Raw genomic sequence first — 15,613 nt, forward strand, 5'->3', positions numbered from 1 at the left:
TGAGGATTAAAATTTTGGCAGGAAGTAGCTTACTCACCTTGCTTGATGACATCGCCACGCTTCTGGACGATATCTCAGTGATGGGAAAACTGGCCGCGAAAAAAACGGCGGGTGTGCTGGGAGACGATTTGTCGCTTAACGCGCAACAGGTGTCGGGCGTGCGGGCGAACCGCGAGCTTCCGGTGGTCTGGAGTGTGGCCAAAGGATCTTTCGTCAACAAAGTTATCCTGGTGCCGCTGGCGCTATTGATCAGCGCCTTCATTCCATGGGCGATCACGCCCTTATTAATGATTGGTGGGGCATTCCTCTGTTTTGAGGGCGTGGAAAAAGTGCTTCACACCCTGGAAGCGCGAAAACACCAGGAAACACCGGAAGAACGACAGCAGCGTCTGACATCTCTTGCCGCACAGGACCCGCTGACGTTTGAGAAAGATAAAATCAAAGGGGCGGTACGTACCGACTTTATTTTATCTGCGGAGATTGTGGCCATTACGTTGGGTATTGTGGCGGATGCGCCGTTGTTGAATCAGGTACTGGTTTTGTCGGGTATTGCTTTGGTGGTGACCGTTGGTGTGTATGGTCTGGTCGGTATTATTGTGAAGCTCGACGATATTGGCTACTGGCTGGCAGAAAAGCGCAGCGCACTTGCTCAGGCGCTGGGTAAGGGATTGCTGGTGGTGGCTCCCTGGCTCATGAAATCACTTTCCGTGGTTGGTACGCTGGCGATGTTTTTAGTTGGCGGCGGCATTGTGGTACATGGCATTGCACCCCTGCATCATGCGATTGAGCACTTTGCCCAGCAACAGAGTTCATTCATTGCCTTCATGCTTCCGACCCTGCTTAATCTGGTGCTCGGCTTTATTATCGGTGGGATCGTGGTAATGCTGGTAAACATGGTTGCCAGATTACGCGGAGTTTCGCACTAATTGTCGCGTGGTAGATTACGCAAAACGTCTCTTTGTCGTCTAAGGTGAAAAGGTTTCTCTTGATACAGGAGGCAGGTATGGTCTTTTCTGTCAGTGAGGAAGTCACCGCGAAAGAGGGTGGCCCACGCATGATCGTTACCGGGTATGCCAGCGGAATGGTGGAGTGCCGCTGGTATGACGGTTTTGGCGTCAAACGGGAGGCATTTCGTGAAGATGAACTGGTTCCTGGCGAACGCAGTCCGCTACGCCAGGATGCCTGAATATCACTGGCTGGCGTAACCTGGTGATCTCTCAACCATTAGTTATATTTATCATTTTGGTGAGAATTATTTACTTGTCAGGCAAAAAAATTGCAGATAAGGTTGGTTTCGCATCAGATTTCCTGGTGTAACGAATTTTCAAGTGCTTCTTGCATAAGCAAGCTTGATCCCGACCCGATAAGGGCCGGGATTTTTTTCGCCCAAAGTCAGCGATTGATCTCCGTCACGCTAAAATCATGGATATCAAGCTCGAACGCGTCGGCCAGCTCATGCCATGTATGATAATCCCGGCCATCAACGCTGACGCGATCGGGGTCATCATGGCTGCGGTGAATTTCGCTCTCGCAGATTTCGTTGATAGCTTTCAATAGCGCGTCCACATCGACGCTGACTTCACGTTTGGCCGTATCGCTGTACTCTTTCGCGGTTTTCATCCTCATACCTCTCAACCGTTAAGGATACCGGGGCACGTATCAGAATCTCTGATGCGTACAAGTTAAGTATAGACCGTCGAGAAAACCTGCAATCACGCGCGCAGGGCGCTGCCAGGAAAAGGAATTTGTTCTACACTGGCACAAAGCCACAGGAGGAAAACGATGAAGGTGAATGATCGGGTTACAGTCAAAACGGACGGCGGGCCGCGTCGGCCAGGCCTGGTACTGGCGATTGAAGAGTTTAGTGAAGGCACCATGTACCTGGTTTCTCTGGAAGACTACCCGCTCGGTATCTGGTTCTTTAATGAGTCAGGCCATCAGGATGGTATCTTTGTGGAGAAAGTGGAGTAATCCAGGTTCCAGGTGCTGATTCTGACTGGTGGCGAACCCACCAGTCAGAACGTCCTAACGCATATTCACAAAGATACCATTGGTGACGTTATCTGTGAGTCGTACAACGTGATAGATAACTTGCTTATTATGTGTCTTGATCTTTCGTTTTATATTCCCCTTATGGGATGAGACTGTCTTCGCCTTGATATTCATTTGATCGGATATCTGTATTGTTCCCTGACCGGCCATCCACATACGTAGCATGCTGGATTCGGTACGGCTTAATGATAGTGTTGGCAGGTTCACATCAATGACAATATCCACTTCCTTTTTCAGAATATCGCCAAGAAGTTCATCCAGTGAATCTGGTTTAATCGACTTAGAGCTGATTAATAAATTTTTTCTTACTAAGAGATACTCATCAAAATGGACATTGGCAATTGCCATAAATACAATAAATAAAGTACTGGGATGTTGATTAATGATTTGCTTAATTCTCTGGCTGTTATCCGGATCGTGAATAAAGCAGTCTTCATTAATAAACACCACAGACGGCTGCAGTGAGACACAGGCGATGCTGAGTTCATCAACGCTTGAAATATCGTTGATTTCCCTTTTCTTCACCCCCCGACTTACCAGATATCCGGTCAACCCTAGCCGGGTGTAACTGCATAAATCCATAATAATCGTTGACATGGCATACCCTCACTCAATGCGTAACGATAATTCCCCTTACCTGATTATTTCATCACAACTAAACGGAATAATAACGACCCAATATGACGCTTTCGCTGTTTTCAGGCGAATTTACTATCCCGTAAAGTTGCGTATAATTTGCCAGGAAACATCTTAAAGTAAAGTAAATGTTGCGTTATGTGAGTGAGGCAAAAACAAATAAACCGCGACAGCGTTATCCTGGTGGATGTTGCCTGTATTTGAATTTAGGACAATCCTTAGTAAAACAGGATAAAAAATAAGGGTTATTATTTTGAAGGCATTTCACTGATGATGTCAGCCAACAAATTAAAAATCTCACTGAATAAACGCTCACAGAAGGGGGCAATTAATGGCATGAGCGCAGCCATTAATGAAATACCCACGGTCAGGGTGAGTGGGAAACCAATGACAAATATCGATAGCTGTGGCGCCATACGGTTTAACAAACCGAGTGCGAGGTTGAGTGTGAGCAGCAGCGTCATCACCGGCAGAGCCAGCATCAGGCCATTGAGGAAGATGAGCCCGCCCGCCCGCGCCAGTGCGAGAAAGGCATTGCTATTCACCGGATGGCCACCGATAGGCAGAGTATGGAAGGTATCCACCAACAGCGAGATAAGCCACAAGTGGCCATTAAAGGTGAGGAACAGCAGCATCGCCAGCAAATCTATCAGACGTGCCAGAACGGGCATATTCAGGCGGCTGCCCGGGTCGAAGAAAGTTGCGAAGGAGAGACCCATTTGCAGCCCGATGATTTCCCCGGCGGTACGCACTGCGGCAAACGCAAATTGCATGGTGAACCCTAACGCGATGCCGATCAGGATTTGCTGCATCGCCTGCCATATCGCACCGACAGAAAAGATAGGCACGTTTACGGGAGGAAGCAGCGGCGCGATAACCATGGTAATCATCAACCCCAGCCCCAGTTTTACTCGCTTGGGGATGGCGCGTTCGCTGAGTATCGGCGCCGTTGAAATGAGCGCCAGTATGCGCAGTAGGGGCCAGAAGTAAAGATTCAGCCAGTGGAGCCAATCAACGCTGGTCACCTGCAACATAGCGTCGTTTACCCGATGATGTAGGGGATATTGCTGAACAGCGTACGCACGTAGTCGAGCAGCAAGTTAAGCATCCACGGACCGGCAACGATGATGGCAATAAAGACCGCGACAATTTTCGGAATGAAGGACAGCGTCATTTCGTTAATCTGGGTTGCTGCCTGCAGGATACTGATGATAAGACCCGTGACGAGGGCAACCAGCAACAAAGGTGCGGCAAGGGCAAGGGCAACTTTCATCGCCTCAGTGCCCATCATCATGACCGATTCAGGAGTCATTTCGCGCCTCTAACTGTAAAAGCTTTGTGCAAGCGAGCCGACAAGCAGCTGCCAGCCGTCAACCAGCACAAACAGCATCAGCTTGAATGGGAGTGCAATGGTAGCTGGTGGCACCATCATCATCCCGAGCGCCATCAGGACGCTGGCGATGACCAGATCGATTATCAGAAATGGAATAAAAATGGTAAAACCTATCTGGAATGCCGTTTTCAACTCACTGGTGACATAAGCCGGCAGCAAAATGCGCATCGGCACTGCTTCAGGTCCCTGTAACGGGCCGCTGTTTGCCAGGCGGGAGAACAGGGCCAGATCGGCTTCGCGGGTCTGGCGCAGCATAAACTCACGCAACGGCTGTGCGCCTTTCTCCATGGCTTCCTGCATGGAAATCTTCTCTTCGCTGAAGGGTTGATACGCATCAACGTAGATTTTGTCGATCACCGGCGACATGATGAAGAAAGTCAAAAACAGCGCCAGTCCAAGTAAAACCTGGTTCGGCGGTGCTGACGGTGTTCCCAGCGCATTACGTAACAGACCAAAAACGATGATGATGCGGGTGAAGCTGGTCATCATCAGCAAAATAGCCGGCAGGAACGTCAGCGAGGTGATAAATACCAGCGTTTGGACGGGCAACGTCCAGCTTTGTCCGCCACCGGGTAGCGGTTGGCTAACCAGACCCGGTAGTTGGGCCAGGGCGGCTGGGCTGAAAAGCCACAGACCCGTCAGCGTGAGGGATAACAAACGGCGCATCAGGATCTCCCAGGACGCTTCAGCAAACTCTTCATCATGGCCTGGAAATCCGCAGGGGAGGCCGCTTTTTCTTCTGCACTGGCAGGTGCCGGGGGGAGGGTATGCAGGACGTTGATCTGCGACGCTGTAACGCCCAGCACCAGACGCGCGTCTTCGACCTCAACAATCACCACCCGCTCACGTGGACCTAATGAGGTACTGGCCGAAACTTTCAGTCCACGCGTACTGACGCTTTTGGGGGCAAATCCCAGGCGCTTAACCAGCCAGGCGGCTCCCAGGATCAACACAATAATCCCCAGCAGCGCGCCGCTGACCTGCACTAACGGTGAACCGGGTACAGCAGCGGGCTGAGAGACGGTGGCCTGGGTATTCATCGTTAACGGCTCAGACGGCGCATACGTTCAGATGGGGTAATAATGTCGGTAATACGGACACCGTATTTATCTGCGACTACCACAACTTCACCCTGAGCAATCAAATAACCGTTGATCAGAATATCCAGCGGCTCGCCCGCCAGACCGTCCAGCGCGACGACCGAACCCTGCGTCAGGCGCAGCAGTTCTTTGATGGTCATGCGGGTGCGGCCCAATTCAACGGTCAGCTTGACCGGAATATCCATGATCAGGTCGATATCCTGCAGCGCACCGCTGACGTCGCCGCCACCTAGCTGCTGGAATACCGCATCGGCCGCACTTTTGGTGGTCGTTGTTTTTTGCTCGTTTAACGCGTCAGCCCACAGATCGTCCAATGCACCAGTGTTTTCATCGGACGGATTATTCATGTCACTCATTTGGGCTGTTCCTCATTCAGCGAATTCAAAATCGGGTTTATCAAATGTTCTACGCGTAACGCATACTGACCATTTACGGTGCCATATTGGCTGGTCAGCACAGGTACGCCGTCCACATGAGCAATAATGCGGTCGGGTTTTTCAATCGGCAGTACATCGCCGGGTTTCAGCTTCAAAATCTGGGACAGCCGCAACGGAATGTCAGCAAAGTTTGCTACCAGTTCCAGCTCAGAATGCTGAACCTGACGCACCAGATTATTGCGCCAGTTTTGATCTTCATTACGCGAGTTTTCCAGCGGTGGGTTTACCAGCAGTTCGCGCAACGGTTCAATCATGCTGAATGGCAGACAGATGTTAAATTCACCGGTCAGGTTGCCGATTTCAACGTGGAATGGGGTGTTCACCACGATGTCGTTCGGGGAAGTGGTGATATTGGTAAACTTCACCTGCATCTCGGAACGGACATATTCCACTTCCAGCGGGTTGATAGCCTTCCACGCGTCGCTGTAGCTTTCCAGCGCCAGTTTCAGCATGCGGTTGATCACGCGTTGTTCAGTGTGCGTAAATTCACGGCCTTCGACTTTCGTCGGAAAACGACCATCACCGCCGAACAGGTTATCAACGGCGATAAACACCAGACTCGGTGAGAACACCACCAGACCTGTCCCGCGTAGCGGTTTCAGGTGGATTAAGTTCAGGTTGGTCGGAACCGGTAAGTTACGCGCAAACTCGTGGTATGGCTGGATACGGATCGCGCCCACGGTAATATCCGGGCTGCGGCGTAGCAGGTTAAATAACCCCATACGGAACTGGCGCGCAAAGCGTTCGTTAATGATCTCCAGCGCCTGCAAACGCTCACGAACGACGCGGCGCTGAGTGTTGGGATCATAAGGACGAATATCGCTTTCTTTTGCGATACCGGAAATGGGTTCGTCTTTAGTTTCGCTATCGCCGTTAAGCAATGCGTCGATTTCAGCCTGAGAAAGAATACTGTCGCCCATGTCTTTACCGCAGAATAAAAGCTGTATAAAGAACGTCGGTGACAACCTGTTTCGGCTGCCCGACAACGAGCGGAGTCGCGAGCGTCTCTTTGATAGCGGCAATCAGTTGCTGTTTGCCTTCTTCTGTTGCGAGCGTGGCGGCGTTCTGGCGAGAGAACAATAACAGCAGACGGCTGCGCACTTCTGGCAGATATTCGTTAAGACGCGAGCGTGTCGCCTCGTCCTTCATGCGCAGAGTGATACCGATATACAGCACGCGATCCGCATCACCTAAATTGACGGTAAACGTATCCAGTGCAAAGAACACTGGGGCTGGTGGTGGAGCCGGTTCCGCTTTTACGCTGGCGGACGGCTGCTGTTGCATGCGCCAGTAGCTATAGCCCGCAGTAGCGAGGGCGGCGAGCGTAATTAACACCAGCAGAGGGATCCAAATAGCGCGTTTACTCTTTTTGTTAATCGCGGAGTCAGTCATCAGATACGGGCTTCCTGTTTCGGTACAGCTTATAGGCTGATTATCCCGTGTCCTGGCCACGACAAAGCGTGGAAAAGACGCGGATAATCATGCTACCTCTGGCGTTAGGCGAAGATGTCTACTGCACCATCACCGCGAGCCACGGCTTGCAGTGCAGCAGGTGTGACCAGAACAGCATCATCTTCGGGAGCAAAAATATCTTGTCCATGCGCACGCCCAGCCTGTTGTTGCTGTGAAGACGACTGTTGCTGACCCGCGAAGCTTTCGCTACTGATACTGCTTTGCCCCAGTTGGATCCCGCTTTCAGCCAACTGCGTGCGCAGCATGGGTAATGCCGCTTCCAGCGCCGCGCGAACGTGGCTATGAGGCGAGACCATCTGCAGTTGCGCCATGTTGTCATCGAGCTTGAGGGAAATCTGCACTTGCCCCAGATCCTGCGGATGCAAGCGCAGTTCCGCACTTTGCTGACCCTGACGGGTGAACAGCGTGACGTGCTGACTCAGTGATTGCTGCCATTCATGGCTTCCCAGCGGGGCGCTCAATACCGGTGCCGCGGCAGTTGGTAACGGCTGCGCATGTGTCTGTGTGCCAGCCAGCGGAGCTATTGTTGCGCCAACACTGGTTGGGGACGGTGAACTTTCAATCTCCGCACGCGTGGCTGCCGCTGCGGTTAATGGGGTTAAACCCGCATTGTTGGTCTGATCCGCGCCACTGGCATGCATCGCGGCATCTGCTTTACCTTTTTTCCCTTCACCGGTCAGTAATTCACTGGCGCTATCGGCGGTCGTGTTGGCGGTATTACCACGTAACAGTACCGACAGAGTCGCATCCGCCGGTGCTGGAGTAGCATCAACAGCCGGAGTGGTTACCTGTTGCCCCGGCAGCATAGCGAACAGCGCACTCAGGTTAGCGAGATCGTCATCGCTCAGATGGGCTATTTTTTCATCCTGCTGTGCGGTTTTGCCCAGTGTCGTCAGGGCATTAACCTTCAGTGAGGGCGTGAGCGCAGACAGCAACTGTTGTGCATCAGTCAGGTCGGCTAGCGACGCCTCGGTTTGGACCTCTTTTTGTGCCAGCAGATCGGCTAATTTTACCGTCTGCGCGGTATCACCATTCTTTTGCAATAACCCTTTTTGCAGTTTGCTACCAGCCGCCTGTAAATCGGCCAGCGATAGCGGGGCACCTTTACCCTGTGCATCGCCTGCACCTAATGCACCTGCCAGCAACGCTAAAAAATCCTCAGGGGAATCTACCGCTTTGCCTGACTGAAGACCTGCGGCTACGTCGGTGTCGGTGGTAATCAGTTGGGGTAACGTAATCATTCGGGTTTCCTCATAGCTGCACGCTGAGCAAATTCATCCATTTTTTTCTGATCCAGACGGTTTTCAGCCAGTAAAGCGGCTGTTGTTTGCCTGTCCTGCAGAGTCTGCCATGCCTGCAGTCGCTGCTTTTTATCGCGCCAACTGCTCAACGCCAGGTCTACTTTCTGCGTCCATTGGTTGAGTTGTTGGCGATGTTGCTCAATCGCTTTTTCCAGCGTCTGAATAAATTGTTGATAGTTAATCCAGCGATTACTGGTAATACCCTGACCCATATCGCTATTAAGGTTGTTGCGATATTCATGCTGATAATCGATCAGCATCTTCAACTGCTCTTCCGCCTGCTGACATCCGCGGCGCATCTCGCCTAATAAGATTGCCGCATCATCGACTTCTTTTTCAGCCAGGTCTTTAAGTGTTGCCAGCGCACCATGTTGTGCCATGACCTATGCTCTCCTGCTTAATCACACACCAGGGAAAATCAGATCCAAAGCCTGCAGGGAGTCTTCCCAGTCGGCTCGTTCAAAGATGCCTTGCTGTAAAAATGCTTCCAGCTGTGGCCATAAGGCAATGGCTTTATCCAACATGGGATCGCTGCCTTTGGCGTAGGCGCCTACGCTGACCAGATCGCGGTTACGCTGGAAACTGGACAGTAGCTGCTTAAAGTTGCGTACCCGCGCATAATGTTTCTCGCTGATTAAGGCGGTCATTGCGCGGCTGATTGAGGCTTCAATATCAATGGCTGGATAGTGACCCGCTTCTGCCAGATGACGGGACAGGACTATGTGGCCGTCGAGAATGGCGCGGGCGGAGTCAGCAATAGGGTCCTGTTGGTCATCGCCTTCGGTCAGTACGGTATAAAATGCGGTCACGGAACCGCCGCCATGAATACCGTTGCCGGCCCGTTCAACCAGTGCGGGTAATTTAGCAAACACCGACGGCGGATAGCCTTTCGTTGCAGGAGGTTCGCCGATCGCCAGTGCAATTTCACGCTGCGCCATCGCATAACGGGTGAGGGAGTCCATAATCAGCAGCACGTGCTGACCGCGGTCGCGAAAATCTTCGGCGATGCGCGTGGCGTAGGCGGCACCCTGCATACGCAACAGCGGGGAAACGTCCGCCGGGGCGGCAATCACTACCGAGCGTGCACGTCCCTCGGCGCCAAGAATATTTTCAATAAAATCTTTAACTTCGCGCCCACGCTCGCCAATCAGACCGACAACAATGACGTCAGCCTGGGTATAGCGTGCCATCATACCGAGCAGAACGCTTTTACCCACACCGGAACCGGCGAAAAGACCCATTCGCTGACCGCGACCGACGGTTAACAGCGCATTGATAGGCCGTACGCCAGTATCCAGTACGTGTTCAATCGGGGTTCGTTGCAGGGGGTTAAACGGCGGTGTGATTAGTGCCCCTGTTTCTGTGGTGTCGGGAGCAGGCAGCCCATCAAGCGGCTTCCCGCTGCCATCGAGAACACGCCCCAGCAGGGCAGGGCCCAGCGGTAATTGTTTCCCGCTTTGCAGCCCTTCGCCGGCGATGTTTTTCGCGTAAACGCGCGCACCTGGCAGCACGCCTTCGACCTCTTCGAGCGGCATCAGAAACAGGCGTTGACCATTAAAGCCAACCACTTCGCTTTCGACTTCCTGGGTTTCGTTGCCATCCTGACGCTCAATAACGCAGGTGGCACCCAACGGTAACTGCAGGCCCGTGGCTTCAAGGACCAGCCCGGTGGCGCGGGTCAGACGCCCGTAACGGCGCACCGCAGGCAGCAGCGACATTTTCTCTTCGAAGTTGTCCAGCGTGTTGAGCCAGCGAGTCAGGCGAGTGGTCATTACACGACTCCCGGCGCTGCCAGACGGCAGAGCTCTTGCCAGCGGGTGGCAACACTGGCGTCCAGATCGCCTTCGTCAGCAGAGACTTTACAGCCACCATGATGCAGCGTTGGATCGCCGCGCAGTCGCCAGCCGTGCAGGCTGAGGGTCGCCCCCAGCATCTCTTCCACTCGTTGAAGATCGTCCGGATGGACGCGCAACTGCGGTTTACCGCTAAACAGCGGTTCCTGTTGCAACAGCTGTTGGATTTGCTTAATGAGTGCAGCATTATCCACGATGGGTGTCTGGCCGATAACCTGGCGCGCCGCTTCCAGTGCCATTTGCATCAGGCGCGATGCAATGACGCTGTCCAGGGCATCCAGTGTATTCTGAAACTCACTGACCAGTTGCTGCATGCGGGCATGAATCGGCGCATGTTGGGCGCGAGCCTGGTTCTGGCCTTGTTCCAGTCCCTGGGCCAGTCCGTCCTGATAACCTTGTTCGTGTCCTTTTTGCCGACCTTCAGCCAGGCCGGCGTTATATCCTTGCTCATGGGCCTGGAGCTGCAGTTGTGCCAGCTGCTGCTCAAGCTGCTGTTCAGCAGATAGCTGTGGCTCTTCTGTCTCGTCGGACGGCTGATCGTCGGTATGATCGGCCAGTACGAACTCCGCCATTGGCGGGGCGAGGTCGTCAGGCGTCCAGACTTTCCATGGCAGATCGTTAGACATAGGTATCCTCGCCGCTGCCGATCACCATCTCGCCGGTTTCGGCCAGACGACGTACGATAAGCAGAATCGCTTTCTGTTCGTTTTCCACCTGCGACAAACGTACCGGACCGCGGTTGGCAAGGTCGTCGCGCAGGATATCGGCGGCACGCTGCGACATGTTGCGCAGGAACTTCTCGCGCAATGGTTGCTCGGCACCTTTCAGGGCTATCAGCAGCGATTCGGAATCCACTTCCTGCAACAGACGCTGGATGCTGCGATCGTCGACATCCACCAGATTTTCGAACAGGAACATCTCGTCGATAATTTTCTGCGCCAGCTCGCCGTCGAATTCGCGCACTGCGGTAATAACCGCTTCTTCCTGCTGCGTCTTCATCAGGTTGATAATTTCTGCTGCTGTTCTCACGCCGCCCATTTTGCTGCGCTTGAGGTTCTGGCCGTCGAGCAATCCGTTCAGCACTTCGGTCAGTTCTGCCAGCGCGGCAGGCTGTACGCCGCCGAAAGTAGCAATACGCAGCATGACATCGTGGCGTAAACGCTCGTCGAACAGCGCCAGAATATCGGCCGCCTGGCCCCGTTTGAGGTGAACCAGAATGGTAGCGATAATCTGCGGGTGCTCGTCGCGAATAAGATCGGCGGCGCTCTGTGGCTCCATAAAGTTGAGCGTTTCAATGCCGCTGGTGGTATCGCGGGTTTCCAGAATGTCTTCCAGCAGGCTGGAGGCACGTTCTTCGCCCAGCGCTTTTACCAGCACGGAGCGCAGGTATTCGTTGGCGTTGATGTTCAGTGCGGCAAACTGCTCGGCTTCTTGTTCAAATTCGGCCAGAACCTCCGTCAACTGCTTGTTGGAAATCTGACGCACGTTAGCCATTGCCGTACTGAGGGTCTGCACTTCGCGCGTGGAAAGGTGCTTAAAGACCTCCGCCGCGCGATCTTCGCCAATGGTCATCAACAAGATGACGCTTTTATCGGTGCCGCTAAGATTACTCATGTTCGTTATTTATCCACTGGCGAATGACCAGCGCCACGACGCGCGGATCGTTATCAGACATTTCACGGATACGCTGGCTCATGACTTCAGCACCCAGACGCTGGTTGTTACGGCGCTGCTGGGTCTGCTCGTCTTTGCTGAGGCGAACTTCAACTGCTTCTTCCGTTTCCTGGCGAATACGTGTTTGTTCTTGAGCGGCTTTGACCTCTTCGCTGCGACGCATCAACTGTGGACGCACCGCTTTACGCCACAGGATCCAGGCCACCAGCAGAACCAATAACCAACGACCGGCTACCATCAGCTGTTCAATAAAGGACTGCTGTTGCCAGAACGGAAGCTCTCCACCCGTGTCATCACTTGCGGTGAAGGGTGAGTTCACGACATTCAGGGTATCGCCGCGTTTTTCAGAGAAGCCCATGGCCTCGCGGGTCAGGTCCTCAATTTGTTTCATTTGGTCAGCGGTTAATGGCAGCGGTTTGCCATCCGGTAACGTTTTATAGTTGACCACTACCGCCACCGACAGGCGCTGTACATCACCCACATTCATCTTGGTGTGACGAATGGTACGGTCAACTTCATAGTTGCTGGTTTCATTACGCTGCGTGCTGCGCGGGCCGGTATTGGCGTTATTCGCCGTTTGCGTGGTTTGCGCATTCTGCTGATTTGCCGGGGGCGTATTAATCGGGGCTGTATTCGCCGGGGCGGGCTGGTTAGACAGTGCGCCCGGTACGCCGCCAGGCGCTCCGCTTCCTATCTGCTCGCTCACGTTAAGCTGGCGTGAACGCAGTACAGCCTGTGAATCGTCGCCATTTGGGCTGTACTTCTCTTCGGTTTGCTCTTTGTTGGCGAAATCCAGCTGTGCAGTAACCTGCGCATGTACGTTGCCGTTACCGACAATTGGCGACAGGATTGATTCAATACGGCGCTGAACGCGACCTTCAACATCGCTGGCATATTTCAGTTGCGCATCGTTCAGGTCGCGGCTGCTGGTGTTCGACTGGGTTAACAGATGTCCTGCCTGATCGACCAGCGTCACGTTGCCCGGCGGCAAGCCTGCGACAGCGCTGGAGACCAGATGCGTTACCGCGCTAATCTGACCTTCGTCCAGTGCTCGACCCGGTTCCAGGTTTACCGTGACGGAGGCAGAAGGGGCCTTTTGTTCACGTACGAACAGTGACGGCTTGGGCATCGCAAGATGGACACGGGCGCGTTTTACCGGCCCCAGGGTTTCAATGGTACGGGCTAATTCACCTTCCAGAGCTCGCTGGTAATTGACCTGCTCGCTAAACTGGCTGATGCCAAACTTTTCCTGGTCCAGTAACTCAAAGCCTACCGCGCCACCTTTCGGTAGCCCTTGCTGTGCCAGACGTAAACGCAGTTCGTGAACTTTATCTGCAGGGACTTCAATGGCACCGCTTCCCTCAGTGAAACGATAAGGAACGTTCATCTGCGTCAGCTGCGTGACAATCGCGCCACCGTCCTGATCGGATAGGTTGCTGAACAGTGTGCGGTAGTCAGGTGTTTTGGCCCACAGGACCATCGCAACGATGATAGCGACGGCAGCGGCACCTGCCACAATCAGAGGGATTTTGGGATTCGCGCGCAGGCGATTTAACCACTCGAGAGGTTTCAGTTGGGTTGCAGTCGATGCTGTCGCACTCATCTCGCACCTCGTGGCTTATCGTGGACGGCGTTTTTTGCAAAGTGGAACAAGACTCACTCCCGGGTCAGCAAACTCGAAAAATTGACGGTCTCATTATTTGCGGTTTCGAATTTTTCTATGCGTTAAAAACCGAGGTTTTTTATCGTTATTTAGCGCCTTTATCTTATTGACGAACTGGTAATCTCTGCTAAGTAAAAAATCATCCAGGGGATCAGAATGTCGGCAATACAGGGGATTGAAGGGGTTATCAGCCAGCTACAGGCCACGGCGATGTCAGCAAAAATGCAGGATGTGCAGCCACAATCGACCGTGAGTTTTGCCGGACAGCTGCACGCGGCATTGGACAGAATCAGCGAGGTGCAAACCGCCTCTCGCGTTCAGGCTGAAAAATTTACCCTGGGTGAGCCAGGCATTGCGCTAAATGACGTGATGACCGATATGCAGAAAGCGTCGGTTTCGATGCAGATGGGCATTCAGGTGCGTAACAAACTGGTATCAGCCTACCAGGAAGTCATGTCGATGCAGGTGTAGGTGTAACGTGCAAAGAATGTTTGCCGGATAAGCGCAGCGCTATCCGGCTTACACTTATTTTTGAATCAGATAGCGAATAGTTGGCCCATCCTGCTGAATATCCAGCACCGTATATCCATGGTTACGCGCATCCAGCGGAATATTGTTGATTGACTGCGGGCAATCGCTGACCACTTCCAGAATTTCACCTTTCTTCAACTGCGGCATGGCTTCCAGCGTGGCAACAGCCGGGTAAGGACACGGTTCACCGACCATGTCGAGGCGATAATCAGGGACGATATTTTTCATGCGGATTCCTTAGCTGGCGTCAGCCCGGCCCGGCGGAAGAAACGCTTTTCCCAACCGATGATGAGCATCAACGCGATAAACAACAGCAGATAAGTCACCAGTAGCCCGCCGAGCGGCCCAAAGGTGTCGAGCAGATTCACTTTATCCCAACGAGTAGCCAGGGCAGGGGCAAAGTCATCCCAGTAGTACGCCAGAATGGTCGAACCGATAACGTTACCCAGTCCCACCCACCAGTAATGCACCTGGCCCTCAACCGCACGGTACATCCAGCCGGTCTCACACCCGCCCGCTAGCACGATACCGAAACCAAACAGTAAGCCGCCGATCACTGCATTTGGACCGGCCCACATAATCTTCGGCTCAACGCCCAGTTGCACATAGCTAAAGATACCAATGGCGCTCACCGCCATGCCGAAGATGATGGCTTTTGCCATATGGGTACGCCCGGAAATCCACAGATCGCGGAAGGCTGAGGTAAAGCAGATTTGCGCCCGTTCAATCAGCAGGCCGAACCCAACGCCAAACAACATGGCCAGACCCAGCTTCGGCTTGTCCATTGCGGTCAGTAGCGCCCAGCCGATCATACCGATAAATACCAGCATACCGAGGCGGAAACGACGACGCGCTTGTTCCGGTTTTTGCGTCAGCGGGGAGGCGGCGGAAACTTTCTGCATTTTGACCGGAATACGAAACATTGGCAGCAGGGTAAAGCGGGCGCCAAACCATGAGCCCATTGCCGTTGCCAGCGCGAAGAACCAGGCATGCAGCGAGAACTGTGGAATGCCGGTAAAAAACGCGGCCAGGTTACAGCCCATTGCCAGACGGGCGCCGAAACCGGCGATCATCCCGCCGACCACCGCCTGCAGAATGCGGATCCGACTGCGCGGCATACGTAATTTGACGTTGTTGGCCCACAGCGCGGCAGCGAAACAGCCGCCGAACATACCGAGGATCATCATCCCGTCGATACGGGTCAGGGGCGAGCCTTCGAGGTGGATCAGTTTATAGTATCCCCACTCTTCGGCGTGCACGCCAAACAGTTGCAGGATTTGCCCACCCCAGCGGGTAAATTCGCCGGTAACGGCCCAGAAGGTTCCCGTAATGCCGAAATAGTAAGTGGAGAGAATACCCGCTGCGATAACCGCAGGGGCAGGGGCCCAAAATTTAATTAACCAGGCCTGTTTGAAGTGTTGCCATGACATGCGTTGTGCCTCTGAACTCAGAAGGTATGTAACAAGAAGCGTGGATATTACACCTGTCAGAATTTTTGAC

The 15,613-nt window shown here is 53.4% G+C and carries 20 protein-coding genes and 1 pseudogene; 4 read left to right on the forward strand and 17 right to left on the reverse strand.

Features of this window, described 5'->3' with window-relative positions; genetic code table 11:
• Positions 1-14: 14 nt before the first annotated feature.
• Together QMN38_RS06290 and QMN38_RS06295 are read left to right on the forward strand one after the other, a co-directional pair.
• Positions 15-926 (forward strand): DUF808 domain-containing protein, encoded by a 912-nt coding sequence (locus QMN38_RS06290; RefSeq protein ID WP_271450217.1) that lies wholly within the window; start codon positions 15-17, stop codon positions 924-926.
• Between the two features lie 77 nt (positions 927-1,003).
• Entirely contained in the window at positions 1,004-1,186 is a 183-nt protein-coding gene (locus QMN38_RS06295) for a YodC family protein (RefSeq protein ID WP_061068109.1), read from the forward strand.
• Between the two features lie 206 nt (positions 1,187-1,392).
• On the opposite strand, the gene yodD is transcribed toward QMN38_RS06295, so the two are convergent.
• Entirely contained in the window at positions 1,393-1,620 is a 228-nt protein-coding gene (gene yodD, locus QMN38_RS06300; RefSeq protein WP_137381521.1) for a YodD family peroxide/acid resistance protein, read from the reverse strand.
• Positions 1,621-1,782: 162 nt separating this feature from the next.
• Between yodD and dsrB the strand changes: the two genes are divergently transcribed.
• Positions 1,783-1,971 (forward strand): protein DsrB, encoded by a 189-nt coding sequence (gene dsrB / locus QMN38_RS06305; protein WP_323604714.1) that lies wholly within the window; start codon positions 1,783-1,785, stop codon positions 1,969-1,971.
• Positions 1,972-2,025: 54 nt separating this feature from the next.
• On the opposite strand, the gene rcsA is transcribed toward dsrB, so the two are convergent.
• The 14 genes and pseudogenes from rcsA to fliF form a co-directional block, all read right to left on the reverse strand.
• On the reverse strand, positions 2,026-2,649 hold the full coding sequence (gene rcsA, locus QMN38_RS06310; RefSeq protein WP_040232455.1) for a transcriptional regulator RcsA: 624 nt from the start codon (positions 2,647-2,649) through the stop codon (positions 2,026-2,028).
• Between the two features lie 280 nt (positions 2,650-2,929).
• Positions 2,930-3,722 (reverse strand): annotated as a pseudogene (fliR, locus tag QMN38_RS06315) (flagellar biosynthetic protein FliR); the annotation flags it as partial.
• Between the two features lie 8 nt (positions 3,723-3,730).
• On the reverse strand, positions 3,731-4,000 hold the full coding sequence (fliQ, locus tag QMN38_RS06320) for a flagellar biosynthesis protein FliQ (RefSeq protein WP_003030425.1): 270 nt from the start codon (positions 3,998-4,000) through the stop codon (positions 3,731-3,733).
• Positions 4,001-4,009: 9 nt separating this feature from the next.
• A complete protein-coding gene (gene fliP / locus QMN38_RS06325; RefSeq protein WP_323604715.1) occupies positions 4,010-4,747 on the reverse strand; it encodes a flagellar type III secretion system pore protein FliP in 738 nt (245 codons plus the stop codon).
• Positions 4,747-5,121, reverse strand: coding sequence for a flagellar biosynthetic protein FliO (fliO, locus tag QMN38_RS06330; RefSeq protein WP_323604716.1), 375 nt, complete (start codon positions 5,119-5,121; stop codon positions 4,747-4,749). The genes fliP and fliO overlap by 1 nt, the downstream gene beginning before the upstream one ends.
• 2 nt (positions 5,122-5,123) lie before the next feature.
• Positions 5,124-5,537, reverse strand: coding sequence for a flagellar motor switch protein FliN (gene fliN / locus QMN38_RS06335; RefSeq protein ID WP_005127761.1), 414 nt, complete (start codon positions 5,535-5,537; stop codon positions 5,124-5,126).
• On the reverse strand, positions 5,534-6,538 hold the full coding sequence (fliM, locus tag QMN38_RS06340; RefSeq protein ID WP_003030434.1) for a flagellar motor switch protein FliM: 1,005 nt from the start codon (positions 6,536-6,538) through the stop codon (positions 5,534-5,536). Before fliM ends, fliN begins: the two co-directional genes overlap by 4 nt.
• Before the next feature lie 4 nt (positions 6,539-6,542).
• Positions 6,543-7,010, reverse strand: coding sequence for a flagellar basal body-associated protein FliL (gene fliL, locus QMN38_RS06345; RefSeq protein ID WP_048211308.1), 468 nt, complete (start codon positions 7,008-7,010; stop codon positions 6,543-6,545).
• 104 nt (positions 7,011-7,114) lie between these two features.
• Positions 7,115-8,332 carry a flagellar hook length control protein FliK gene (fliK, locus tag QMN38_RS06350; RefSeq protein WP_323604717.1) on the reverse strand — a complete coding sequence of 406 codons (1,218 nt, stop codon included), beginning with the start codon at positions 8,330-8,332 and terminating at the stop codon, positions 7,115-7,117.
• Positions 8,329-8,772 (reverse strand): flagellar export protein FliJ, encoded by a 444-nt coding sequence (gene fliJ, locus QMN38_RS06355; RefSeq protein ID WP_323604718.1) that lies wholly within the window; start codon positions 8,770-8,772, stop codon positions 8,329-8,331. Before fliJ ends, fliK begins: the two co-directional genes overlap by 4 nt.
• A gap of 21 nt (positions 8,773-8,793) precedes the next feature.
• On the reverse strand, positions 8,794-10,164 hold the full coding sequence (gene fliI, locus QMN38_RS06360) for a flagellar protein export ATPase FliI (RefSeq protein ID WP_005127755.1): 1,371 nt from the start codon (positions 10,162-10,164) through the stop codon (positions 8,794-8,796).
• Entirely contained in the window at positions 10,164-10,871 is a 708-nt protein-coding gene (gene fliH / locus QMN38_RS06365) for a flagellar assembly protein FliH (RefSeq protein WP_271442392.1), read from the reverse strand. Before fliH ends, fliI begins: the two co-directional genes overlap by 1 nt.
• On the reverse strand, positions 10,864-11,859 hold the full coding sequence (fliG, locus tag QMN38_RS06370) for a flagellar motor switch protein FliG (RefSeq protein WP_135322317.1): 996 nt from the start codon (positions 11,857-11,859) through the stop codon (positions 10,864-10,866). Before fliG ends, fliH begins: the two co-directional genes overlap by 8 nt.
• Entirely contained in the window at positions 11,852-13,522 is a 1,671-nt protein-coding gene (gene fliF, locus QMN38_RS06375) for a flagellar basal-body MS-ring/collar protein FliF (protein ID WP_271454258.1), read from the reverse strand. The genes fliG and fliF overlap by 8 nt, the downstream gene beginning before the upstream one ends.
• A 216-nt stretch (positions 13,523-13,738) precedes the next feature.
• On the opposite strand from fliF, the gene fliE reads away from it, so the two are divergent.
• Complete coding sequence (gene fliE, locus QMN38_RS06380; RefSeq protein ID WP_271442390.1) at positions 13,739-14,053, forward strand: flagellar hook-basal body complex protein FliE; 315 nt, start codon at positions 13,739-13,741, stop codon at positions 14,051-14,053.
• A 54-nt stretch (positions 14,054-14,107) separates the two neighbouring features.
• Here fliE and yedF read toward each other — a convergent pair whose 3' ends face one another.
• Both yedF and yedE read right to left on the reverse strand, forming a co-directional pair.
• A complete protein-coding gene (gene yedF, locus QMN38_RS06385) occupies positions 14,108-14,341 on the reverse strand; it encodes a sulfurtransferase-like selenium metabolism protein YedF (protein ID WP_000790504.1) in 234 nt (77 codons plus the stop codon).
• Positions 14,338-15,591: a selenium metabolism membrane protein YedE/FdhT gene (gene yedE, locus QMN38_RS06390; RefSeq protein ID WP_323604746.1), complete on the reverse strand. Its 1,254-nt coding sequence runs from the start codon at positions 15,589-15,591 to the stop codon at positions 14,338-14,340. Before yedE ends, yedF begins: the two co-directional genes overlap by 4 nt.
• Positions 15,592-15,613: the final 22 nt, after the last annotated feature.

The organism is Citrobacter sp. R-1.5.2, assembly GCF_035064245.1.
Classification (GTDB): Bacteria; Pseudomonadota; Gammaproteobacteria; order Enterobacterales; family Enterobacteriaceae; genus Citrobacter.

Excerpts from the sequence above, each read along its gene's own strand:
- fliP (WP_323604715.1), bottom strand. The coding sequence starts at position 4,747 with ATGCGCCGTTTGTTATCCCTCACGCTGACGGGTCTGTGGCTTTTCAGC.
- fliQ (WP_003030425.1), bottom strand. The coding sequence starts at position 4,000 with ATGACTCCTGAATCGGTCATGATGATGGGCACTGAGGCGATGAAAGTT.
- fliK (WP_323604717.1), bottom strand. The coding sequence starts at position 8,332 with ATGATTACGTTACCCCAACTGATTACCACCGACACCGACGTAGCCGCA.
- fliE (WP_271442390.1), top strand. The coding sequence starts at position 13,739 with ATGTCGGCAATACAGGGGATTGAAGGGGTTATCAGCCAGCTACAGGCC.
- fliI (WP_005127755.1), bottom strand. The coding sequence starts at position 10,164 with ATGACCACTCGCCTGACTCGCTGGCTCAACACGCTGGACAACTTCGAA.
- fliN (WP_005127761.1), bottom strand. The coding sequence starts at position 5,537 with ATGAGTGACATGAATAATCCGTCCGATGAAAACACTGGTGCATTGGAC.
- yedF (WP_000790504.1), bottom strand. The coding sequence starts at position 14,341 with ATGAAAAATATCGTCCCTGATTATCGCCTCGACATGGTCGGTGAACCG.
- fliO (WP_323604716.1), bottom strand. The coding sequence starts at position 5,121 with ATGAATACCCAGGCCACCGTCTCTCAGCCCGCTGCTGTACCCGGTTCA.
- QMN38_RS06295 (WP_061068109.1), top strand. The coding sequence starts at position 1,004 with ATGGTCTTTTCTGTCAGTGAGGAAGTCACCGCGAAAGAGGGTGGCCCA.
- yodD (WP_137381521.1), bottom strand. The coding sequence starts at position 1,620 with ATGAAAACCGCGAAAGAGTACAGCGATACGGCCAAACGTGAAGTCAGC.
- dsrB (WP_323604714.1), top strand. The coding sequence starts at position 1,783 with ATGAAGGTGAATGATCGGGTTACAGTCAAAACGGACGGCGGGCCGCGT.
- fliG (WP_135322317.1), bottom strand. The coding sequence starts at position 11,859 with ATGAGTAATCTTAGCGGCACCGATAAAAGCGTCATCTTGTTGATGACC.
- fliM (WP_003030434.1), bottom strand. The coding sequence starts at position 6,538 with ATGGGCGACAGTATTCTTTCTCAGGCTGAAATCGACGCATTGCTTAAC.
- rcsA (WP_040232455.1), bottom strand. The coding sequence starts at position 2,649 with ATGTCAACGATTATTATGGATTTATGCAGTTACACCCGGCTAGGGTTG.
- fliL (WP_048211308.1), bottom strand. The coding sequence starts at position 7,010 with ATGACTGACTCCGCGATTAACAAAAAGAGTAAACGCGCTATTTGGATC.
- fliH (WP_271442392.1), bottom strand. The coding sequence starts at position 10,871 with ATGTCTAACGATCTGCCATGGAAAGTCTGGACGCCTGACGACCTCGCC.
- fliF (WP_271454258.1), bottom strand. The coding sequence starts at position 13,522 with ATGAGTGCGACAGCATCGACTGCAACCCAACTGAAACCTCTCGAGTGG.
- fliJ (WP_323604718.1), bottom strand. The coding sequence starts at position 8,772 with ATGGCACAACATGGTGCGCTGGCAACACTTAAAGACCTGGCTGAAAAA.